At 63.6% G+C, this 22,531-nt stretch carries 20 protein-coding genes and 1 tRNA gene; 7 read left to right on the top strand and 14 right to left on the bottom strand.

Annotation, left to right across the window (positions count from 1 at the left end; all coding sequences use genetic code 11):
* Positions 1 to 2 precede the first annotated feature (2 nt).
* The 3 genes from tagF to O0879_RS11290 all read right to left on the bottom strand — a co-directional run bounded on the left by tagF (position 3) and on the right by O0879_RS11290 (position 5,894).
* Positions 3 to 983 (bottom strand): type VI secretion system-associated protein TagF, encoded by a 981-nt coding sequence (tagF, locus tag O0879_RS11280; protein WP_289916467.1) that lies wholly within the window; start codon positions 981 to 983, stop codon positions 3 to 5.
* Positions 980 to 4,837, bottom strand: a complete 3,858-nt coding sequence (gene tssM / locus O0879_RS11285) for a type VI secretion system membrane subunit TssM (protein WP_289916470.1) — start codon at positions 4,835 to 4,837, stop codon at positions 980 to 982. The genes tagF and tssM overlap by 4 nt, the downstream gene beginning before the upstream one ends.
* 217 nt (positions 4,838 to 5,054) lie before the next feature.
* Positions 5,055 to 5,894, bottom strand: coding sequence for a M15 family metallopeptidase (locus O0879_RS11290; RefSeq protein WP_289916471.1), 840 nt, complete (start codon positions 5,892 to 5,894; stop codon positions 5,055 to 5,057).
* 136 nt (positions 5,895 to 6,030) lie between these two features.
* On the opposite strand from O0879_RS11290, the gene O0879_RS11295 reads away from it, so the two are divergent.
* Positions 6,031 to 6,726 (top strand): hypothetical protein, encoded by a 696-nt coding sequence (locus O0879_RS11295; protein ID WP_289916473.1) that lies wholly within the window; start codon positions 6,031 to 6,033, stop codon positions 6,724 to 6,726.
* A 5-nt stretch (positions 6,727 to 6,731) separates the two neighbouring features.
* On the opposite strand, the gene O0879_RS11300 is transcribed toward O0879_RS11295, so the two are convergent.
* Positions 6,732 to 7,523 (bottom strand): alpha/beta hydrolase, encoded by a 792-nt coding sequence (locus tag O0879_RS11300; protein WP_099667114.1) that lies wholly within the window; start codon positions 7,521 to 7,523, stop codon positions 6,732 to 6,734.
* 337 nt (positions 7,524 to 7,860) lie between these two features.
* Between O0879_RS11300 and O0879_RS11305 the strand changes: the two genes are divergently transcribed.
* Positions 7,861 to 8,244: a hypothetical protein gene (locus O0879_RS11305; protein WP_251351372.1), complete on the top strand. Its 384-nt coding sequence runs from the start codon at positions 7,861 to 7,863 to the stop codon at positions 8,242 to 8,244.
* 213 nt (positions 8,245 to 8,457) lie between these two features.
* Here the strand turns inward: O0879_RS11305 and O0879_RS11310 are convergent, their stop codons facing one another.
* The 3 genes from O0879_RS11310 to O0879_RS11320 all read right to left on the bottom strand — a co-directional run bounded on the left by O0879_RS11310 (position 8,458) and on the right by O0879_RS11320 (position 10,215).
* Positions 8,458 to 8,970, bottom strand: coding sequence for a hypothetical protein (locus tag O0879_RS11310; protein ID WP_289916475.1), 513 nt, complete (start codon positions 8,968 to 8,970; stop codon positions 8,458 to 8,460).
* A complete protein-coding gene (locus O0879_RS11315) occupies positions 8,967 to 9,884 on the bottom strand; it encodes a hypothetical protein (RefSeq protein WP_289916476.1) in 918 nt (305 codons plus the stop codon). The genes O0879_RS11310 and O0879_RS11315 overlap by 4 nt, the downstream gene beginning before the upstream one ends.
* A 255-nt stretch (positions 9,885 to 10,139) precedes the next feature.
* Positions 10,140 to 10,215: transfer RNA gene (locus O0879_RS11320), tRNA-Asn, on the bottom strand.
* A 269-nt stretch (positions 10,216 to 10,484) separates the two neighbouring features.
* Between O0879_RS11320 and O0879_RS11325 the strand changes: the two genes are divergently transcribed.
* The gene (locus tag O0879_RS11325; protein WP_099667112.1) at positions 10,485 to 11,192 is read left to right on the top strand and encodes a GntR family transcriptional regulator; all 708 of its coding nucleotides are present in this window, start codon (positions 10,485 to 10,487) and stop codon (positions 11,190 to 11,192) included.
* 109 nt (positions 11,193 to 11,301) lie between these two features.
* Here the strand turns inward: O0879_RS11325 and O0879_RS11330 are convergent, their stop codons facing one another.
* From O0879_RS11330 to O0879_RS11355, 6 genes are all read right to left on the bottom strand, one after another.
* The gene (locus O0879_RS11330) at positions 11,302 to 12,600 is read right to left on the bottom strand and encodes an NCS2 family permease (RefSeq protein WP_092606241.1); all 1,299 of its coding nucleotides are present in this window, start codon (positions 12,598 to 12,600) and stop codon (positions 11,302 to 11,304) included.
* A 71-nt stretch (positions 12,601 to 12,671) separates the two neighbouring features.
* Entirely contained in the window at positions 12,672 to 13,073 is a 402-nt protein-coding gene (locus O0879_RS11335) for a GtrA family protein (protein ID WP_289916478.1), read from the bottom strand.
* A 140-nt stretch (positions 13,074 to 13,213) separates the two neighbouring features.
* Complete coding sequence (locus O0879_RS11340) at positions 13,214 to 14,677, bottom strand: c-type cytochrome (protein ID WP_289916479.1); 1,464 nt, start codon at positions 14,675 to 14,677, stop codon at positions 13,214 to 13,216.
* Entirely contained in the window at positions 14,674 to 16,332 is a 1,659-nt protein-coding gene (locus tag O0879_RS11345; protein WP_099667110.1) for a GMC family oxidoreductase, read from the bottom strand. Before O0879_RS11345 ends, O0879_RS11340 begins: the two co-directional genes overlap by 4 nt.
* A complete protein-coding gene (locus O0879_RS11350) occupies positions 16,329 to 16,988 on the bottom strand; it encodes a sugar dehydrogenase complex small subunit (RefSeq protein WP_289916482.1) in 660 nt (219 codons plus the stop codon). The genes O0879_RS11345 and O0879_RS11350 overlap by 4 nt, the downstream gene beginning before the upstream one ends.
* 122 nt (positions 16,989 to 17,110) lie before the next feature.
* Positions 17,111 to 18,127 (bottom strand): hypothetical protein, encoded by a 1,017-nt coding sequence (locus O0879_RS11355; protein WP_289916485.1) that lies wholly within the window; start codon positions 18,125 to 18,127, stop codon positions 17,111 to 17,113.
* Between the two features lie 147 nt (positions 18,128 to 18,274).
* Between O0879_RS11355 and O0879_RS11360 the strand changes: the two genes are divergently transcribed.
* The 4 genes from O0879_RS11360 (at position 18,275) to O0879_RS11375 (ending at position 21,632) form a co-directional block, all read left to right on the top strand.
* Entirely contained in the window at positions 18,275 to 18,781 is a 507-nt protein-coding gene (locus tag O0879_RS11360) for a GNAT family N-acetyltransferase (protein ID WP_289916487.1), read from the top strand.
* On the top strand, positions 18,766 to 19,503 hold the full coding sequence (locus O0879_RS11365) for an aspartyl/asparaginyl beta-hydroxylase domain-containing protein (protein ID WP_289916489.1): 738 nt from the start codon (positions 18,766 to 18,768) through the stop codon (positions 19,501 to 19,503). The genes O0879_RS11360 and O0879_RS11365 overlap by 16 nt, the downstream gene beginning before the upstream one ends.
* Positions 19,500 to 20,522: a sulfotransferase gene (locus O0879_RS11370; protein WP_289916491.1), complete on the top strand. Its 1,023-nt coding sequence runs from the start codon at positions 19,500 to 19,502 to the stop codon at positions 20,520 to 20,522. Before O0879_RS11365 ends, O0879_RS11370 begins: the two co-directional genes overlap by 4 nt.
* Positions 20,523 to 20,663: 141 nt before the next feature.
* Positions 20,664 to 21,632: an alpha/beta hydrolase gene (locus O0879_RS11375; protein WP_289916493.1), complete on the top strand. Its 969-nt coding sequence runs from the start codon at positions 20,664 to 20,666 to the stop codon at positions 21,630 to 21,632.
* A gap of 63 nt (positions 21,633 to 21,695) precedes the next feature.
* Here O0879_RS11375 and O0879_RS11380 read toward each other — a convergent pair whose 3' ends face one another.
* On the bottom strand, positions 21,696 to 22,406 hold the full coding sequence (locus O0879_RS11380; protein ID WP_289916494.1) for an alpha/beta hydrolase: 711 nt from the start codon (positions 22,404 to 22,406) through the stop codon (positions 21,696 to 21,698).
* Positions 22,407 to 22,531: the final 125 nt, after the last annotated feature.

Here is a 22,531-nt window from a genome sequence, read left to right on the forward strand (position 1 = left end):
CTTCAGGCAAAGGTATCGGCAAACATGACGCAGGCCGAGCGCAGCGACAGCTGCTCCTGCTGCAGGCAGGCGGAAAACTGGCGCAGCGCCGCATCGTGTCCCAGCTGCTCCTCGACCCAGTCCAGCTGGTCGAACACGATCAGCCGTTCGCAGCCGGCCTGCGGATCGATCAGCGCGCGCAAGCCGTGCGGGTCGGCGCCGCAAAAGCCGATCACCAGCACGGGCGCCTCGTCGAGGTGGGAAAAGAACAGCGCCAGTTCGAAGTCGGCCTGGCGCAGGAAGGGCGCGATCAGATGCAGCCAGAAGCTGGCCACCAGTTCACGCAGCTGCGCGTCCTGCGGCAGCGGCAGCACCAGGCTTTTCTCCAGGCGCGGCAAGCCGCTCTGGCGCACGGGCCGCAGCAGCAGGCCCAGGCCCAGCAGCAATTCGCGCACCGTCACGGGAAACGCGGGCGAAGCCAGCATCGATTGCAGGTCATGCAGCGTCTGCGCCTGCAAAAAGGCGGCCAGCCGCGCCGCATGGCACGGCGCGGCCGGTTCGATGTCGACCACGTTGCCGGCCAGCGCCAGCAGGGCCGGCAACGGTTCGGCGCTGGCCACGATGCCTTGCGACAGCTGCTCCACCCGCTGCCACAGGGGCGCCAGCACCAGCGGGCTGCAGGCGACAAAGGCTTCCGCGTCATCGACTTCCAGCGCGCCCATGGCCATGAAGGGAAAGCGCCGCAGCGACTGGTCGCTGCTCGCTTCCAGGCGCCCGGCGATGGCGCGCCGGCTGCGCGTGCCGACGAAGGCAAAGCGCAGCGGCGGCAAGGCGTCGTAATTGAGCTTCCAGCGCGGCTCCACCGTCAGTGCAGTCATCACCTGCGCCAGCCAGTCGTCGAGCAGCTGCACCAGCGCGTGATTGTCGCAAGCCTTGATGAAATCGCCGCGCGCGGGGATCTTGCCAAAATAGCCGAGACGCACCTGCTGTTGCCCGCGCATCATGGCGCCACTCCCGCTGCCACTGCAGCAACTACAACCGCGGCAACGGCGGCCATCGCCGGCGCGGGCGCGGCAGGAACAGCGGGCGCGCCGACGATGGTCTCGGGCAGCTGCATGCCGCGAAAGCCCTGCTCCTGCAGCGCCGCAGTCCCGCCCGCGCCGGCGCCCGCCGTCTCGGCGCTGCTGGTGATTTTCAGGTCCACCGCCACGGCCACCTCGCCGCGCGCCCAGCGCAGTTCGAACACGCCGCCATCCTTGCGCTTCTTGGCTGCCGCATCGATCATGCGCTTCAAGCCGAACTGTCCCGGCTCGTTGAACAGTTCCACCGTGCGCCCGTCGAAGGTGACGGCCGTGATGCGCGCCCCCTGCCCCCCCGCCGCGCCCTGCGGGCCCGGATGCACCATGTTCGTCCACTGCGCCGGGGTGTTGCGGTAGCGTAGCTGCTGGCCGTCGATCTCCACCGTGTATTCCAGCGTGCCAGGCGCGGGCGATGGCTGGATCTGGAAGACGGTTTGCGCCGCCGTCGACGTGGCCGCCACGCCGCCCGCGCCCAGCGGCGCGATCCAGCCGGGAAAGCGCGCCACCACCTGCGGCGACAGGCTGATGCCCATGTCGGCCCAGGTGCGCGGCGCCAGCACGTCGCCGCGCCGCACCACCAGCGGTCCCATGGACGTCGTGACGAATTTCGCCACCAGGCCTTCCGGGCCGAAGAACTGGCCGATCTCCAGGTTGCTCGCCTCGATGCGCGCCGTGGGCGCAAACGGATATTTGTTCGCCAGCGATTTCTGGAACGGTTCATACACTTGCGCCGCCCAGGTCTTGTTGATATCGAGTTCGGCCGGCGCGACGATGACGGCAAAGGTCTGCATCAGCGGGCGCACGAGGATGGGACGGATCGCCTGCTTTTGCGCGTCGCTCATCCCCGTGAGCAGCTGCTCGTCGACCAGTTTCAGGGCGTCGGCCAGTTCGGAACCGCTGCCTTCCAGGGTCTGCTGCATGAACTGGCGCGCGCCCGGCCCCGGATCGCCCTGGTTCTTCAGCAGGTTCAAGCGGCTGCGCAGTTTCGACAGCGCTTCCAGGTAGGCGCGCATCAGGGACGCATTGTTGTCCCTGGCCGCCACCAGCTTGCCCACGCCGGCAAATTCGCGGCCCACGGGGCCCATGGGCTTGTCCAGCCGGGCCGGGTCGAGCTGCGCATTGAGACCGGGATTGGACGTCAGCTGCGACGGCGCGCGGCGCAGCACGGTTTCCTTGAACCAGGCGACGAGGCCCCGCTCGGCCTTGCGCAACTGGGCATTCTGCAGCGCCGGGTTGTCCCACGAGGTTTCCTCGTAAATCGTCGTCAGCAGTCTGGCGACCGGCGACGACTGCGGGTCGCCCAGGCGGTTCATCGCCTGCACGGCGCCGTCGAAGCCTTTCAGGTCGGCGACGGCGACGCCCTGCACGAATTTTTGCCACTCGCGCGCGTAGTCGGCCTTGTACATGGCCACCAGGTTTTTCTCTATCTGCTCCGGACTGCCTTCCAGGGTCAGGTCGTCGGTGGTGGCGCTTTTCAGCACCCAGTCGGCGCTTTGCAGCTCGCGGTTGGCGGCGTCGCGAAACGCGCCCTCGACGAACTTTTCCCACGCCTGGCGCGTAAAGGCGCCGGAGACGGCGTAGCTGCCCGCCAGCAGCGCCTGGTCCTGTTCGCCGACGATGCGCGCCACCGTCATGCCGGGAAAGCGCGTCGAGGCGCGCGCCTTGACATCCGCATACACGCGCTCGCGCGCCGGCATGCCGCGCACCACGCGGCGCAGGTTTTCGCGCGCCTGGTCGACCAGCGCCAGCTTCTGCTCGATGCGCGGCCAGGACGGGTCGCCGACCTGCGCCAGGTAAAACGTCAGCAGCCGTTCGGCGCTGCGTATCATCTGTTCGCGCGGCATGGCGCCCCGATTCCCCTCCAGCCAGCCGCGCCAGAAGCGCGTCAGCTGGTCGTTCAGGTGGCTGCTTTCCGCATGCGACTTATCGGCCAGCATCAGATAGGTTTTCAGCGCATTGTAGGCATCTTCCACGTTCGTCGCGCTGGCCGCCTGGTACTGCACGCTGCGCGCCGCGGCGGAAGGCGTGACGGAAGCGGCGGCCGGCGTCTGCGGGGTGCGCGCCGTGGGCTGCAACTGGTCGGCGCTGGCGTTCATTTCAAACAGCAGGGCTTCCAGCGCGCCCGCCACGGGGGTGAGCATGACCTGGCGCGCGCCGGAAAAGTACTCTTCGCGCAGCTTGCGTTCGAGCAAATCCCCCTGGTACAGGCCCAGGCGCAAGGACCAGGGCCGTTGCGTGCGGTACGCTTCCAGCTGCTCGATGCGGTCCTGCAATATCTCCAGCGCTTCCAGGCGCGACTGCAAGTCCAGGCGCCGCTCCTGCAGCTTCACCACTTTGTTCAGATCGGCCTCGACGTTGGCCACCAGTTGCCGGTTGCCCAGGTAGGACCAGCTCCAGCCGCCCAGGCAAGCGCCCAGCGACACGGTGGCGGCAAAGAACACGGCATATTTGAAGCGCAGCCTGGCGCGGTTGGCATAGTTGGCCACCAGGTGCTTGTCGGCAAAAATGACCTTGCGGAACAGCTCCAGCAGGAAATAGCCATGCTGGCGCGCGCCCGATGGCACCGTGGCCGGGGCCGGCGCGAAAGCCAGGTCGAAGCGGCGCGCCACCTGCTGCGAGGAAGCACTGACGGGCTCGCCCTCCTGCAGCGCGCTGGTAAAGTAAAAGCCGCGGAACACGGGCTGGAACTGGAACGGGTTTTCCTCGAACAGGGTGGCGATGAAGGCGCGCAGGGCCGGCTTGATGGCGGCGAATTCGAGCGGAAAGGTGAAGACGCCGGGCGCCATCGTCTTACGTTGCCGGTGCGCCATATTGGCCAGGCTCAGCTCCGTCAAGCCATCGTGCAATTCATCGAAACCCTGGTCGAAGAACGCCAGCAGGTCGGCCGTCGGCAACTTGCGCTGGTAAGGCATGGTGGCGCCCCAGACGCGTTCGCGCTCGCTGCGTTCGGCATCCGCGAAAAACTCCGTGAAGCCGGCGATCAAGTCCGCCTTGGTAAACACGATGTACAGGGGCGCGAACACTTCCAGGCGTTCGATGACGTCCTGCACGCGCTTGCGCAGGCTGCGCGCCAGTTGCATGCCGACATCGGGGTCGCCGCGCAGTTCGGCGATGCTGACGGCGATGAGGATGCCGTTGATGGGCGCCTTGCGCCGGTATTTTTTCAGCAGGTCGAGAAAGCCGAACCACTCGCCGCGGTGCTCGTCGACGACGGAGTAGCGTCCCGCCGTGTCGAGCACGATGCCGTCCGTGGTGAAAAACCAGTCGCAGTTGCGCGTGCCGCCCACGCCTTGCACGATCTTGCCGTCGGCGAAGGGAAATTGCAGTCCCGAATGCAGGATGGCGCTGCTCTTGCCGGCGGCCGGATTGCCGATGATCATGTACCACGGCAATTCATACAGGGCGGCGGCGCCCGACTTGATGCCCAGCTTGGATGTCTTGATGGTCTCGATGGCGGCCAGCATGCCCGTGCGCACGGCGCCCAGTTCGCCCTGCTGCGTGCTGCTGGCCGTCGACGCCGAGGCCGCCTGCGCGGCGGCGATCTCGGCCTCGTTGAGGATGGCCTGGCCCAGCGCCTGCGCATCGCGCCGCGCGCGGCGCCGGCGCCACAGCCACAGGCCCAGCCAGATGACAAAAGCCAGCAACAGCAAGGCCAGCGCCCAGATCAGCGCCACTTCCAGCACTTCGGCGCCCAGGTACAGGAATACGGCCAGCGCCACGAAGCCAAGGATGGTCAGATTGCGGCTGTCGGTGAGGAAATGCCAGATTCGTCGCAGCATGATGAGCCCAGGGTGAGGTCGCAAAGCAGGAGGAACGCCGCCGCGCAGCGAGGCGGAGTCGGCCCATGCTGACAGCAATGCGGCGCGCCTTTGTTGACATATGACAAGTACCAGGCGCCAGCGCGCGGCAGGCGCCGCTGTGTCCTTGACGCTGCGCAAGCAAGCTTGCAGCTGTGAAAATCCGGCCGCCGCGCGGCGCTAGAATGGCTGGCGCGGCTTACTTGCCCAGCACGCGCGGTTGCGGCAATTCCGTGTGGCCAAAATCCATCATGGTCCAGCGCCCGCCCCAGCGCAGGCCCACCGATTCGGCCGTCACGCCATATAAGCGGTAGCCGCGCATGGCCCAGGCATTTTTTTCAGAAATGATGAGCTTTCCTTCATGCATGAATGCGCAATCGGCTGCCAGGCCATACTGGTGATAGCTTTGAAACGCCCTCGCGTTCGTCACGTTCGGGCCGGCCGCCGCCAATTGATCCTGGCGCGCGGGACTGCGATAGCCTTCCAGCAAGACCATGTCGTAACCATGCACGTCCTTCATGATCTTGAAGACCAGCAGCAAACGCTGCGCGTAATCGTGGTCGAGCAATTGCCAGTTGCGGCTGGCGCCGCCCAGCAGCGGGCGCAGCTGCGTCACTTCCGCCGTGGAAAACAGCAACGGCGGCAAGGCCGGCGGCGGCACCAGCTGCTCGCCTTTCAGCAAGTCGTTGACCTGGTCATTGATGACGTGTTGCTGGTCGGCATAGCCGCGCAGGGCGATGCGGTCGCTGGACAGCCAGGCCAGCAGCGGCGGCACGATGACCAGCACGCTGCCCGCCAGGCTCAGCCAGCGGTGCCGCCACAGCAGTTGCCAGGCGCGCGCCATGCCCGAGCCCGTGTAGCGTTGCACGCGCTGCCACTGCGCGCCGCTGCCGCCCTTCAGGTGCTGCGCGCGCCGCTGCATGCGCCAGCCCAGGTTGACGAGCGTGTGCAGCACGATGGCGCGGCCGCCGGGAAACAGCAGCAGCCAGCAGGCAAAACAGGCCAGCAAGAAATACATCAGGACCAGGGCGACGAACATGGGGCGCTCCGTAAGGGGAATAGCCGGGGCCGGGCAGCGTGCTCGGCGGTATCGCTAGATCGTAGGCGTCCGCGGCCCGCATGAGCGCGGTTTACATCAAGGTCAGTCGAATTTGATCCACTGCGGAGGTGATATTTTGTCTTTACTGAAAACCGGGGATGGCCAGGCGCGCGGTCCCGACCTGCTGGGCAAGGCCGGCGCGGCTGGCGCGCGCATCGAAGGCAAGGGCATCCTGTCGCAGCTCGAACACGGCGTCGCCGCGCCCGCAGCCATGCCGGCCCTGCGCTGGCGTCCCGGCTGGCGGCATGGGGCCGTTGGCGCGCTGTGCCTGGCGGTACTGATCACGGCCGTGTTTGCCTACGACACGGAGGTCTTGCCGCGCCCCCGGCCCCGGCCGGCAGCGCCCGTCACGGCCATGGCGCCGCCCGCAGTGCCGGCGCCAACGGTGCCGCCACAGGCGGCGCAGGCGGCCACCATCGTCAATACGGCGGCACCGCCCTTGCCTGCGATGGCCGCCACGACAGCAAGCGCGCCGCGCAAGACGCCGCCGCCCGTGCGCCAGGCGGCCGCGCGGCCGCAGGGAGCGAGGCCCGCTGCCGCGCCCGGCGACAGCGACGTCGCCTTGCTGACGGCGATGGTGGCCCATGCGCACCGGCAAGAAGGCACGGCGGCGCCCGTGCGCGACGTGGTGCTGCGCAGGCAGAAACAGGAGCAGGAGCAGGAAACGGCGGAACTGTTACGGCGCTGCAAGCAGCTGGGCTTGATCGAAGGCATGCTGTGCCGCTCGCGCATCTGTTCGGGCCGCTGGGACAGCGATCCCGCCTGCCATTGAGGAACTCATGTGTGTCTCGGATGCGTGGCCGCGTCCATGCGGCCTTGCAAAAAACCTTCCATCAGCGCCAGCAATGCCTGCGGCTGCTCCTGGTGCGGCGTATGGCCGCACTGCTCGACCATGGCGGGCACGGCGTTGAGCGCCTGCGCCACGATCGTGTCGACCTGGGCCGCGCTGCCGTACTGGTCCTCGCTGCCCTGCACCACCAGCGCCGGGCATTCGACGGAAGGCAGCAGGTACTCGATGTTCCAGAACTGGAAACCATAGCTGAGCCAAGTATCCGACCAGGCCTTGAAGATGGTCTCCGTCTTGTCGCCATGGTATTTCGCCAGCGCGCGCAGCTTGCCCGCGCCAAACGCCGCGTCCGCCACGCGGATGCCCTCGAGCGTGATGCCCTCGACAAACACGTGCGCCGCTTCGGTGATGATGCCGCGCAAGCGGGGTGGTTGCTGCGCCGCATAGATCAGGGCGATGCTGCCGCCATCGGAATGGCCGACGAGAAAATGATCCTGTCCCGGCAGCAGTGCCGCCAGCACTTGCGGCAGCTCGCACAGCGCATAGTCGTGCAAATAATGGAGCTGCCGGCGCGCCGCCAGCGGCGACGACTGCCCATAGCCGTGGCGGTCGTACAGCAAGCCGCGGCACCCCGTCGCCTGGCATAGCTGCGCGGGAAAATCTTTCCACATCGCACAGCAACCGAGTCCCTCATGCAGGAATACCAGGCAGGGCTTGGCGGGGTCGCCTTCGATCAATTCGTAATAGATATCGGTTTCGGCACTCAGGTTCAGTATCGGCATGGGCTAGGCTCGCAACGGTTTCCGCATCGGCAGGTCGGCTGGGCCTATTGTGCCATTGTCCTGCGCGGCATGCGTGGCGCCCCGCAAAAATAGCCTGCGGGAAAAGATCTTGCCGTTTGCCTGCAAGGTGTTTGCGCCAGCACAAGCGAGCGCCGTTTTTCCGGTGGCGCCGCCCCCTTTTTGCCCGCGCGTTTGCCTAGAATAGCTTACTCCCACAGCATGGAGCAGGCGGCTACCTTATCAGCCAGGACGTGACACTGGCCGTCACGGCAACAGATAGGGCGTCTTGCCGCACGACGACAGGCGCGGCGTCCAAACTATCGATCAGGAGTACATCATGGAAATGAAAGTAGAACATCGCACCGGCAGCAACCTGGCACTGGAAGAAACCGAGCTGCCGATGGAACAGGAAGGCCAAAGCGCCAAAGGCGCGGCCGCGCAGGACTTGAACCTGAGTCCCGCCGCCTTCACCACCTACTACACGTGGACGGCCAACGGCGTGCATCCTTCGGTCAACTTCGCCAATGCCAACGTGAAAGCCAATTCGCGCGTCTTCCTCAACATCAGCGAATACGGCGCCACTGCCCAGGATCGTTTCATTGGCGCCGCCCGCATGGCCGTGTACAACATTGCGCCATACAACGGCGGCTTCCGGGCCTGGGTGGAAATCTCGTGGGGCAGCCCGCTCAAGGTGCGTTTCGACGTGTTTGTCGATCCCTGATCCGGGAAACACTGCGCGCCCCCTGCCACCAGCGGGCCGGCGTCGCGCACGCCGCTAACACGGCATGGCCAGCGTGAACGGAAACCGTGCGCGCATGACAAAAGGGCCACGTGTTGCCACGTGGCCCTTTTGTATTGCGTGTAAAACTGAATCAAGTAGCTCTTGCACTTACACTGCCGAGCACTGAACAGCTAATTTCCCTATATCACATAACTATTTTCGATTAACCGCGATTACTGTTCGATATTCAACGGCAGTTACGAAGCCTCGCATTTGAATAAACGCGGCGACCACCGCAATAACCAGGAACGAAAGTCGAGTTGACAAGGTAATTGTTCCGAGCAACCATGGGTTCGGAAACGCTTCCATGATTTTCGGGGCAGCAGTAACAGAGGCGACGATTTTGTCGACTATGAACAAGATGAACACTAGCATCGCGTTCAGGATCACTTCTGACTTTAAAGCCGCAAGCGCTTCCTGCGCAATCACATATTTCGGACGATCAACATCGTTCCTAAGGTCCGTTAGCTCTTTCGACATATTGTCGACATATGTAAATATTCCCCAGGACGCGGCCAACATCGTCGGCATCAAGAAGTTAAACGCAATAAAGACACCTTCGATTGCAGCATTGATTCGATCAACGGAGAAATAAATGGCAGCATGACTTAAAGAATAAACCACAAAAAAAACAAGCAAAAGCTTCCAAAACCCCGCACGACTCATTTTCCGACTTTCTGCACTATTTCCGCGATCATTTCGGCATCACTAACATAGCTATCGCGTGTCGATGGCACTTCAGAAAAACCAAGTTGATTTCCGTCGAAAGCCGTTCGCTCCTCCTGAACGTTTACCGCTATGGTATCAATATTATCCGAACTCGAATAGGTTTTTTTCCCGCCTTGTCGCCCTTCGGTCGTAAGAGCCCATGCACCTTCTCCTTCTTCAATGTATTCCAAATAATCCGCTACCGGCATTTTTGGTACTGTAAGGTCACCAGATTCGTTGTTTAATGTGATTACTACTTGATCCTGCTGGAAAAGATCTTTCATTGCAGCAAGTGCATCGCGAGCCCGAAGATTTGTTTCTAAGATGTTAGGAGAAATTAGTCTCAACTCCAGCTTATATATACGTTTGTGCTCAGCAACGATCTCCCAAAATTTCTCCTTCCGCGTACATGCCTCAACAAACGCTCGATGGTTGAAATTTGCCATAATAGGCTCGCGAAGTCCAGCCTGCAATGCGCGCATGGTTTGCTCTGGCGTACCAAACCGGTAGTCTTTACGAACAAAAATATACTGACCAATTACATCGAAGATCGTGAGAAGTGGAATCCAATCGTCTTCACGAGTTTCCACAATATCACCAGGGATTTTTTTTCCAACGTGAGCTTGCTTAAGTCTAGCGACCTTTCCAATAAAAAATCGCTCGCGTTCGATTGATGTATTAGGACTAGATTTGACCTCAACAAATCCCAAGAAACCATAATGCACGCCGTTGAGTTGAAATTCACGATCTCCCTGCAGGGCTACCAAAGCAGCTCGTCCTTTTACATTCGGCAATGGCTCCACCGTAATTGAGTGCTGCGGCTCTTCGACTAAGGAATAGCGTAGAACCAGAAAGTCTTTCTTGTCATCCATGTTCGAAATAGTTAGTTTAACAATCAAGTTTCAAACTATACATGATAGTTCTGGAGTGCAACAAAAAACATCACAAATTTCGTGAATGAATTCGAATCGTCCAGAGTTCAACGGCCAGTTAGCGCCCCAATAGAACTTCTCTCGTACCCTCGGAATAGCAGGCGCACAAGGGCGCTCCCGGCGCCCGGAAAACTAGTCCCGAAACGCAAAAAGCCCAACCGGTAAAGGCTGGGCTTTTCGATACTACTGATGTTCTGGCTCCCCGACCTGGACTCGAACCAGGGACCTGCGGATTAACAGTCCGTCGCTCTACCAACTGAGCTATCAGGGAAAGGAGGCCGAATTATATACGTCAAAATTTCCCATGTCCAGTCGTTACGACATGGTTGCTGCATGAGCAGCAAAACAGGCTACCGGCGAGCCAGCCTCGCCGGATGGCTGCGCCCGTCTGCGCGGTGCCACGCAAGATAGTAGAATAGCCAGGCCTTGCCGATATGGAAGGCGCACAACGGCATGCCGGCAACGGGGCGTCAACCACGCCGCCGCGCGGACATGCGCTTGCAAGCTCACCTTGCCCCTGGCTTACTGCTCTCACCCGACATGACAGAATCAAGCGCAACCCTGGTGGACAAACCCGGCAGCGGCGACAGCTCGGCGGAAATTGCCGAGCATATGGCGGCCGCCATCGTGGCGCGCCAATTGCCGCCCGGCACCCGGCTGCGTGAAGAAGCGCTGTGCCGGCTGTATGGCGTCAGCCGCACCAAGATCCGCGCCGCCCTGCTCATTCTTTCAAAAGATAAACTGATCCGCATGGTGCCCGACAAGGGCGCCTTCGTCAGCCAGCCGACCGAGGCGGAGGCGCGCGACATCTTTGCCGCGCGGCGCGTCATCGAAGCGGCCCTGGCGCGCGAATTCGTCGCGCGGGCCAAGCCTGCCGATTACCGGATGCTGGAGCGCCACCTGAAGGCGGAACGCCTGGCGCTGGCGCAAGCGACGCCGCTGCGTTCGCAACTGCTGGGCGACTTCCACGTCTTGCTGGCCGATATCGCCGGCAACGCCGTCCTGCGCGACATCGTGCGCGAACTGGTGGGCCGCAGCTCGCTCATCACCATGCTGTACCAGTCCGGCCACGCCGCCGCCTGCTCGTACGACGAACACGGCCGCTTTCTCGAGGCGGCGCGCAACGGCGACGCGGACCTGGCGGCGCGCCTGATGGTCGAGCACCTGTCGCACGTGGAAGCGGCCTTGCGCTTCGACGGCAGCGCCAGCGACGACAGGAAAGACCTGGTGGCCGCGCTGCTGATGTAGGCCCCGTCATCAAAAAAGGCCGCCCCTGCAGATGCATGGGCGGCCTTTTTGCGATTGCCGCTTTTTCGATAGCAGTACCGGACGCGCGGCTCCGGCCCTGCCCTCCCCGCTATTCGCCCAGGTAGATAAACTTGAACAGGAAGATGGCGGCGATGATGTAAGCCACCACGGACACTTGCTTGCCCTTGCCCGTCAACAGTTTCAATACCGCATAGGTGATGAAGCCGAACGCAACGCCGCTGGCCACGGAATACGTAAAGGGCATCATCAAGGCCGTGATGGCGGCAGGAATGCTTTCCGTGCTGTCATCCCAGTCGATGAAAGTCAGTTCGCGCAGCATCAGGCACGCCACGTACAGCAGCGCCGGCGCCGTCGCATACGGCGGCACCGTGTGCGCCAGCGGGGCGAAGAACAGGCTGCCCAGGAACAGCAATGCAACGGCCACGGCCGTCAAGCCCGTGCGGCCGCCCGCTTGCACGCCGGCAGCACTTTCCACGAAGGCCGTGGTGCTCGACGTACCCAGGCAGGCGCCTGCCGCGATCGCCGTGCTGTCGGCCAGCAAGGCCTTGTTCATGCGTTCCATCTTGCCGTCTTTTAACAAGCCGGCACGGTTGGCCACGCCCATCAGGGTGCCCGTCGCATCGAATAATTCCACCAGGAAAAATACCAGCACCACGTTGACGATGCCGATCGACAACGCGCCCATGATGTCGAGCTTGAACAAGGTCGGCTCGATAGCGGGCGGCGTCGAAACGATGCCGTTGAACTGGTTGCCGCCAAAGAAGAAGCTGGCAACGGTGATGGTGAGGATGCCGATCAGGATGGCGCCCGGCACTTTCAGGCGGTCCAGCGCGACGATGATGAAGAAGCCGAGGATGGCCAGGATGGGCGCCGCCTGGTGCAAGTCGCCCAGGGCGATGATGGTGGCCGGGTTCGACACCACCACGCCGGCGCTTTTCAGGGAAATGATCGCCAGGAACAGGCCGATACCGACGGTGATGGCCGTGCGCAGCGCGGGCGGGATGCTGTTGATGATCATCTCGCGCACCTTGAACAGGCTGACCAGGATGAACAGGCAGCCGGAAATGAAGACGGCACCCAGCGCCACTTCCCAGCTCATGCCCATGCCCTTGACCACCGTGTACGAGAAATACGCATTCAAGCCCATGCCCGGCGCCAGCGCGATCGGGTAGTTCGCGTACAGACCCATGATCAGGGTGCCGATGGCGGCCGCCAGGCAGGTGGCAACAAAAACGGAGTCTTTCGGCATGCCCGCGTCGCCGAGGATGGACGGGTTGACGAAGATGATGTAGGCCATCGTCAGGAACGTGGTCAGGCCGGCCAGCAGCTCCGTGCGCACATTGGTTCCGTTGTCCTTCAGTTTGAAATAGCGTTCCAGGAACTGCATGATTAACCCCTTGTTTTGGTAAAACCGGGCGCCTGCGTGTGGCCAGTGCGCCTCTTTTTATGACGAAATGACTACTTTCCCGCTGCGCCGGCCGGCTTGAAGGCCCACCAGCGGCTGCCCGCGAAATTCCAGACCAGCCCGATTCCCGTCGCCAGCACCTGCGCCAGCCAGTAATACCAGCCCAGCTGGTGTACCAGCAGCCACATCAGGCCCGTATTGATGCACCAGCCGATGCCCAGCAGGGTGAAATACTTGCTGGCCGCCTCGCCATGGCCCTTGTCGCTCTTGAACGTGAAAAAGTAATTGAGGAGGTAGTTGACGATGGAACCGAGGATGTAGCCGATGCCGGACGCGGCGGCGGCATTGATGCCGGCCCATTCCACGCCGCCCCACAGCACGCTGTATTGCACGGCCGTGCCGGAAGCGCCGACGGCGGCGAAACGCAAAAATTGGTGATGCAGGGAATGGGACATTGTCAATTTTCAAATAAGACGAAAACAATTGCCGGGATCGGGCCAGAATAAAAAATGGCTACGATTGCTCGTAACCATTTTTCAGCCTGCATTTTACTGCAAGTTGCGCCCAACGTTCATATTCGCCGCCGTTTCGACACTTATTCCTTGCGCTGGCGGCGCCGGCGCAGCAATACAAACAGCGCGATCAACAGCAAGATTCCCACGATGCCGCCCGGCAGCATGAACGGTTGTACCCGAGCCAGCACGGGTTTCTCGCCGCCGCTGCGCGCCTGCGCCACATACGCGGGCGTAACGGACACATCCGGGTTGCCATACTGCTTCAGCACGTAATTGGCGATCGAGGCGATCTGCTCGTCCGTCAAGGGTTGCACATACGAACGCTGGTCGAAACGGGGCATGAACGCTTCGTGCTCTTCCCCTTCGATCTTGCGCTCGACGCCGAACAGGATGGCCGAGACCAGGTTGGCCGGCGTGCTGCCGCCCGTCGCCGTGTTGTTGAACAGGGCGGGATAGGCCTGGCCCGTGCTGCCGGCGCCGCTGGCCGAATGGCAGCTGGCGCAATAGCCGGAAAACAGGATCGCGCCGCTGTTGAGCGAATGGCGCTCCGTGGAACTGGCCATGCCGCGCAGCAGCGGCTCTTCGCTGGCGGCGCTGCCATGGCTGAAGGCAGCTTGCGTCTGCCCCGGCGCGCGCACGGGCGGCACCGTGCGCAGCCAGGCCACGATGGCGGCCACGTCGTCGTCGCGCAAAAACTGCAGGCTGTTCTGGATGGCTTCGGCCATGCCGCCCGCCGCCTGCCCCTTGCCTTCCACGTGGCCCGTCTTCAGGTAAGCCGTGAGTTCCGCATCCGTCCACGCGCCGATGCCGCTGACCTTGTCGGACGTGATGTTCGGCGCATGCCAGGAACCGAGCGACGCGCCCGCCAGGGTCTGGCTGCCGATTTCCGCCATCAGCGCGTTGCGCGGCGTATGGCAGGCGCTGCAGTGCGCCAAGCCTTCGGCCAGGTAGGCGCCGCGATTGATCTGCGCGCTCTTCGTGGGGTCCGGCACGAAACGTTTATTGTCCAGGAACAAGGTATTCCAGCCCAGCATGGACAGGCGCACATTGAACGGGAATGGCAAGGCCGTCTGGCGCGCCGGAGCGTCGACGGGTTGAACAGCCTGCATGAAGTAGTAATACAGGTCGCCCACGTCCGCATCCGTCAACTGCGCATAGCTGGTGTAGGGCATGGCCGGATACAGATGGCTGCCATCGGCGCGCACGCCTTCGCGCAGCGCGCGCGCAAAGTCGGCTTCCGTGTAGTGGCCGATGCCGCCTTGTTTCGACGGCGTGATATTCGTCGCGTAGATCGTGCCCAGGGGCGAATCGATGGCGTAGCCGCCCGCGTACGGCTTGCCGCCCGCTGCCGTATGGCAAGCCATGCAGTCGGCCGCGATGGCCAGGTAGCGGCCCCGCTCGAGGCGCGCATCGGGCTTGGCGGCCACCGGCGCGGCCGGGCGGTCCGGCGTCAGCGTGACGGGCGGCGCCGAGGCAGGCACGGCAGCGATGACGCCGCCGGCCAGCAAGGCCAGGCCGAGAGCGAAGGACAGGCGGCGCATCATGCTGCCTCCCTTGCCAGGGTGCGGGCGATGTCGTCGGCCGCGCGCAAACCGAGCGCGGCCATGCTGAGGGTGGTGTTGACGACGCTGGCCGACGGCATGGCGCCGCCGCCCGGCAGCCACAGGTTGGCGTGATCGTGGGCGCGGCAATTGCCGTCGACCACGGAATCGGCGCGATTGGAACCCATGATGACGCCGCCCATGATGTGGTTATTCGCGTTCAGGCTGTCGGTGATATGGAATTCCACGGCGCCGAACAGCTTGCCGATGTGCTCCAACTGCGCATGCGCGGCCTTCGCGCCATCGCGCACATAGTCGCCCACGTCATAGTAGATGTCCGGGCAGGCCAGGCCCAGCGGGTCCTTGCGCGTCTTGCTCAAGGTCAAACGGTTGTGCGCTTCCGGCAGCGGCTCCAGGCTAATCGACAGGTCTACGCCGAACGCGGCGCGGCGGCGGATTTCATCGTCGAGGTCCTTGCCCACCAGGCCCAGCTTCAAGGATTGCTGGGTAGCAGGTCCAACGCGGGTGATATTGTTCAAGATCATCTTGTTAGCCGAATACTGCGCGCGGAAGGCGCCGTCGCGCGGACCCACCAGGCAGCTGCTCTGCGCGGGGCCGCGGCCCGTCCAGATCGGTTCATTGGCGAGGAAGGTACAGTGGAAACCCGAGTGGTCCATCATGTTGCGGCCCACCTGGTCGGAACTGTTGGCGATGCCGTTCGGATTGTTCTGGTTCGCCGCCAGCAGCAGCAAACGCGGTGTTTCGATGCCATTGCAGGCAATCACGAAGGCCTTGCCCGTCGCCATGTGCGACTGTTTTTTCGCGTCATACCAGTGCACGGCCGTCACGCGGTTGTTGTGGTCCGTGTCGATGCGGTAGACGACGGCCTCGGCCAGCACACCAGCGCCCTTCAGCTCGGCCCGCTCCACGTGGTGGATGCCGTTATACATGGCGCCGATGGGGCAGATCGGCTGGCAATTGTTATTGCCGCAGCAAGTCGGGCGTCCCTGCCACGGGCGCGTCGAGCGGCCTTGCGGAATCGGCACGGAACGGTAGCCGTGCGGGTTGACCACTTCGGCGAAGCGCTTGTCGCCATAGCCCCAGGGCACCATGTCCATCGGATACGGCGCGCTGCGCTCGCTGGGCGACTGCAGCGCGGGATCGTTGGGGCCGGCCACGCCCATTTCCTGCTCGGCGCGGCAATAGTACGGTTCCAGCTCATCGTAGGAGATGGCCCAGTCGCGCCCTACCCCGTAATCGCTTTTCATGCGCATGTCGGAAGGCAAATGGCGCCAGCACGATGCGGCCCAGTGCCAGGTCGTGCCGCCCACCGTGCGCAGATAGCCCTGCTGGAAACTGCTGCCGCTGGGGCCGGACAATTCCACATAGTTGTTTTTTGGGAAATACAGCGGCGCGGGCGCGTTGTCCGCCTGCGGATACAGGCCCTGGAAGTCGGAACCGACGCGATTCTCGAACGGCATGTTGCGCCAGTTTTCCACGGCTTGGCCCCGCTCGATGCGCAAGCCCGCTTCCAGCATGATCACGGAGTGACCCTGTGCGGCCAACTGGTCGGCCATCATGGCGCCGACGACGCCGGTCCCGACGATGACGACATCGGCGACGACGTCGCCATTACTCTTGAATTGGGGTGATTTCATTTTGCTTGCTTGCCTTTGGTTTCGGGAGTGCCGGTGGTGGCCGGGGCCGGTACGGGTTTTGGCGCCACGGGCGCGGAGACGCCCACGGCGGGCGGCGCCTTCAACCACCACAGGGGGCCGTAATTGCAGTAAGTCGGCACGACCTGGCCATCGGCCACCGTGCGGTACATCAAGGCTTCCGCATACGCGACGACGATGGACTTCGTGCCCTGCGCGGGATGGCCGGCGACGGTGCCCGTGTACCAGGCGGCAACGATGGCCAGCGCCAGCTCGCGCAGACCCGCATCGGCGGCGCTGGCGGCCGCCAGCAGGGCCTTGGCTTCCTGGCCCGTGACGAGCAGCGCACCCAGCTGCGGCAAGCGGTCGGCGAAGCCCGGCACGTTGGTGCGCATGGCTTGCTCGATGCGCGCCGCCGTCGCGGCGGACAGGTCGCGGTGGCCCGTGATCGTCTGCGACAAGGTGTAGAACAGCATGGTGGCGGGCGCCAGGCCGGTGGCCGGAGCGCTGGCCGGCGCCGACATGGCGGCGGACAGGGGATTGCTCCAGAAACCGGCCTGCGCCAGCAGGGCAGCCAGGCCGATCAGGGCGTGGCGGCGGCTGATGCGAGGACGGGATGAAACGGATGTTGCAGATGGTTCAGTGCCTGGATGGTTCATGAGACTCCCGCAAGACTTGTTATTTTATTGACTTCGATGATTGCGCTACATTGCATTTGCGCATAGATGGAACCGGTTCCATATTATCCTACAGAAGTAAATAGTCTGCCAATGTAGTACTACTACTGAGACACTGCCCTGGGCAATTCCGGCATGGATTCAGGCATTCTGCGCAGGCAAAACGCCAGTCCCGGCTGGCTGCCCAGGCGGTAATGGAAGTCGAGCACGCTGCCGCCGGCCAGGCTGGGCTTGCCGGGCAAGGCCAGGGGCAGGTTCAGGCTGCACTCATGGTCGCCCAGGACGATGTCGCCATGCACGCGGATGCGCGTCAGCAATCGCGGCGCCTGCTCCAGCACCTCGGGCAGGCGGATGCTGGCGGCCGGCAAACTGTCGCCCCCTTCATCCTGCCAGGCGCGCAAGGCGCCCGCATCGAGGGTAAACACGCGGCCCCAGTCGGTGCACGGCGCATCCGGCGCGCGCCGGTCCAGGCCCAGATGCACGGTGACGGCCGCCGGCAGCAGCGTCGCCGCGGGCGCTTGCGCATGCAGGTTGCGCAGGATGGCCACCTGCGGCTCCTTGCCCAGCGCCGTATTCATGGTTTCGCTGACGATCACGTCCGGCATGGCGCCGGCAGGAATGCGGCAAACGGCCGCGTCGGCACAAAGGTACTCGGCGACGTGGCTGTCCAGGCCCAGAACTGCGATCAGGTCGCGCGCATACGCCAGGGTCTCGGCATGCACGTCGAGGATGGAAAACTGCACCAACTGCGCATCCAGCACGGCCATCACCGGCAAGGCCAGCAGGGCGAACGGGCCGCAACCCGCATACAGCACCCGCACGGGCTGCCCGCCGCTCACGTCCAGGCGCTCGCGCACGGCCTGCGCCAGGCCCTGGATGAAGGCGGCGCTGCGGTACGGCTCGCGCGCGCACAGTCCCGCCTGCACGGGCGAGATGGCCCAGCCGCTGGGCAGAAAACTTTCGCCATCGCGCAAGCCGTCCTGCCGGTCCATGGCCAGGCGCGAATGGCGCTCGACGAGCTGGCGCAGCTGCACCGTTTCACCGACCAGGCTGGCCAGGGAGCGCTGCGGATCGCACAGCGCGGCCGCAATGGCGGCCAGTTCCGCGCGCGCCGAATTCACGCGCGACTCCACGGGCAAGGCGGGATAAAGACAGAATGCATGGCGGCCTCCTTGAAATGATTGCAAGTACGCGGAAAAATTGGCAGCATAGCAAATAAATACATGCCTGCTCATTTGCCGCCATCGCAACCACCTACCGGAGCACCGATGCACGCCTTGCCGCTTTCCGCCCTCGCCAGCCTGCCCGCCCCCTACCAGTTGCGCGTCCAGCGCGACGACGACGAGGGCTTTGCCGCCGCGCTGTACGGCTCCACGCGCGACGACTTGCGCCAGATGCCGGCCGCGCCCGCCGTCATCGAACAGCTGATCGCCATGCAGCAGCGCATGCAAAGCCACGGCTATCGCCAGGCGTATCCGCACGCCGTGTACCTGGTGCTGCAGCACGGCGACACGCCCATCGGACGCCTGATCCTGGAGCGCCGGAATCAGGTGCTGCACCTGGTCGACATCGCCATCCTGCCCGCCGCGCAAGGCCAGGGGGCCGGCAGCGCCGTGCTGCGCGGCCTGCAGGCGCAAGCCGCTGCGCAGCAATGGCAGATCCACCTTGCCGTCAACAAAAGCAACGCCGCCGCGCGCGCACTGTACCAGCGGCTGGGCTTTCGCCTGCGCGGGGAAAACGAGGTGCAGGAGCAACTGGAATGGAGCGCGCCATAGTGCCGGCGCAACATACCCCCAGCACCTGGCTGCAACTGCCGCTGCGCTTCGACGTGGCGCGCATGCAGGGTGACAGCGACCAGTTCGCCGCCGGCGAGTGGATCAGCCATTTCAACACGGGCGCCTATGACACGGGCTGGAGCTGCATACCGCTGCGCTCGCCCGGCGGAGCAGCCGGCGATATCATGCCCGTCAACGGCCCCGCCTATGCCGCCACGCCGCAACTGGCACGCTGCCCCTGCCTGCGCGAGGTGCTTGCCAGCTTCGCATGCGAGCTTCACGCCGCGCGCCTGATGGCGCTGGCGCCGGGCACCCTCATCCGCGAGCACCGCGACGCCGGCATGTCGCTGGCCGATGGCCTGGTCCGCATCCATATCCCCATCCACACCTCGCCGCAGGTGCTGTTTACCATCGATGGCGAGACCGTCCACTTCACGGCCGGGCACGCCTGGTACATGGATGCCAGCTGCCTGCACGCGGTGCACAACCGGGGCCCGACGCCGCGCATCCACCTCGTGCTCGACTGCATCGGCAATGCCTGGCTCGAAGCGCTGTTCGCCTCGGCCGGCTTCGTGCCGAAAGCGCCCCACAAGTATGGCGACCCCAGCATCAACGATGGCAATGTGCGGGCCGTCATCGCCCAGTTGCGGCTATCGCCCTCGCCCGCCAGCCTGGCGCTGGCCAGCGCGCTGGCTGCCCTGGCCGACGGGAACGCGCCGTGAGCGCCGCGCCAGGCCTGGCCCAGCAGGAGCGCTTGCTGGCCAGGGGCGAGACGGTGCCGTGGCACGAGGGCATGGACCTGCGCGGCTGGTATCCACTGTACGTGGAGCGGGGCGAAACATGGGCGGACGCCGCCATGTGCTGGCGCGAGCTGGGAAAAACACCCTTCAGCGACGCCTTCTTTGTCAATACCCTGACGCGCCAGCCGCACGGCGAGCGCCGCGTCTGCCGCACACCGCTGGCGGCGCTGGCGACGCTCGGCGATGGCCTGGCGCCCGACGCCTTCATCTTCCACGTCTCGCGCTGCGGCTCGACCCTGCTGAGCCAGCTGTTGGCGTCCTTGCCGCAATGCATAGTGATGTCCGAGCCGCCCATCATCGACTCGCTGCTGCGCCTGCATCACGACAGCGCCGACCCGGCCGCCAGCATCGCCCTGCTGCGCCAGGCCATCCTGGCCCTGGGCCAGCGCCGTTCCGGCGCACAGACGCACTTCTTCATCAAGTTCGACTGCTGGCACATCCACAGCCTGGACTTGCTGCGGCAAGCGTTTCCCGGCACGCCTTGCCTGTTCGTCTACCGCGAACCGCTGGCCGTGCTGGCCTCGCACCAGCGCCAGCGCGGCCCGCAGATGGTGCCCGGCATGCTGCACCCGGCACAGCTGCCGCTGCCCGCACACCAGCTGGCGCCGGGCGATCTCGATGGCTATACGGGCCTCGTGCTGGCCAGCCTGTTCGACGCCGCCCGGTCCCATGCGGCGGCAGGCCAGCTGCAGTTAATTAACTATAAGCAATTGCCCGACATCCTCTTCAGCGATGTATTGCCCCGCTTCGGCATCGCCGCCACAGCGGCGCAGTTGCAAGCGATGCGCGCGCAAGGAGGCGTGCATGCGAAGTACGGCACGGCTTACCACGGCGATCCGCCCGCGCCCGCGGCAAGCGGCCTGGCCGCCATCGCCGCGCAATTGCAAGCCGCTTATCTGGCGCTGGAAGCGTTGCGGCTGCATGCCGGGCAAGGTCAATGATTTTCATAAAAACAACTTTTTAACGAGGAGACATGTCGACGTACCCGCTGGAAACCATGCGATAAATTAGCTGTTCAACTGCGGCGCAGAATGCGCCGGTGCAAGCAACCTGAAACCGACCCTGACACCATGATAAAAAAAATGACATTGGCAGTGCTCTTGACCGCCCTGATTCCCTTCTACGCATGCAAGGCGCAAGCCACGGCGGCAGCGACACCCGCTTCCGCGGAAGTCACCACCACCCTGACACCCGATATTGGCGGCATCAAGCAAGTGGTGGAAATCAAGACGGACGACGCGAACAAGCCCGTGCTGCTGTTTTTATCCGGCGGCCCGGGAAGCTCCATGATCAAGGGGGCGGATGCCTTTACGAATCTCCTGAAAAGCAGATTTACGATTGTGCAATGGGACCAGCGGGATGCCGGAAAAACCTTGAAACTGAATCCCTCCCCCACGCAGCCGTCCGTCGGGCAGATGGAGCAGGACACGTATCAAGTCATCCAATTTCTGCGCAAGGAGTTAAAGCAGGACAAAATATACTTGCTGGGCAGTTCCTGGGGCAACGTCCTGGGCTTTGATATCGTCAAGCGTCACCCGGAACTGCTGCATGCCTATTTCGCGTCGAATCCGGTCGTGAGCCAGCTGGAAAGCGAGAAAGAATTGCTGCAAGCCTTGAAAGTGCATTTCAAGGACAATGCCGTCGCCAGCCAGGAGCTGAACAGCATCAGTTTTCCGTTTGCGAGTGACGAAAGCATGTTCTATTTAAGGAAATGGCTTTTCTACAAGGATGGCAAGGCATTTGCGACGAGCGAAGGTTTCAAGACGGGTTTTCTGCAATGGTCAAAGACCTGGTCGCCCGTCTGGAACGAGGTCATGAACATTGATTTGCCCAAGACCTTGAAGAGCGTCGACTGCCCCGTGTATTTCTTCGTCGGCAAAAACGATATCCAGACCTCGACCAGGATCACGCAAGCGTATTTCGACACCTTGAAGGCGCCAAGGAAGGGCTTGTTTTTCTTCGAGCATTCCGGGCATCAGATACACCAGGATGAACCGGTGCAATTTCAAGAAGCCATCATCAAGACCTTGGATGCGACTGCCAAGCCCTGATGCAACGCCCCATGACATGGGGCCCTTTTCGGGGGCCGACAGGCTGGCCGGCACACTGCTGGCCTAGTCGCCGGCAATGCTCGCCGCGGCCTTGCGGATCAGCGACGCCACGGCATGGGCTTGCGAAATGTAAATGGCATGGCTGCCGGCAACTTCGACCACCGTCGAGCCCGCCCGTTCCGACATCTGGCGCTGCATCGCCGGTGCAATCATCTGGTCCCCGGTCGCGACCAGGTACCAGCTGGGCTTGCTCCTCCACGCTGGCGCGCTGACCACGCCCGTCAAGGCAGCCATCCCCCAGGGCACTTGCGATGCCGCCATGAAGTTGGCCTTGTGCCTGGGGACATCGGCGGCGAAGGCGGCCGCAAATTTTTTCTGGTCGAGCAGCAGGAAGCCATCGTGCGGCGGCAAGATCGGCGGCACCGGCGCGCCAGGCGGGGCATTCTTCAGCAAGGAATCGACAGACTCCCCTTGATCCGGCACAAACGCCGCGATGTAGACCAATGCCTTGACCCTGGGATCGTTCCCCGCTTGCGTGACCACGGCGCCCCCGTACGAATGACCGACCAGGACCACGGGACCCGGTACTGCGGCGATGACCCGGCCCGTCGCGGCCACGTCGTCCGCCAGCGATAGCGTTGGGTTTTGCACAATGGCAACGTGACAGCCTTCGTCACGCAATGCCTGGTAAACGCCTTCCCAGCCGGACCCGTCGACAAAACCACCATGCACGAGCACGATCGTCGCCGGTCCGGCGCGTGCGATGTCATCCATGTCAGCCCCTCCCGGAAATTGCAAGCGATGACAGAGCCGCCAACGCCTTGTCTCTTCCAGCATAGCGCCAGATGCCTGGTGGTCCATGCGGTGGATCAAGAGCAGGCGACACGGGCGTCTGCGCC

Origin of the sequence: Janthinobacterium sp. SUN120, from assembly GCF_030397735.1 — a bacterium.
Classification (GTDB): Bacteria; Pseudomonadota; Gammaproteobacteria; order Burkholderiales; family Burkholderiaceae_D; genus Janthinobacterium; species Janthinobacterium kumbetense.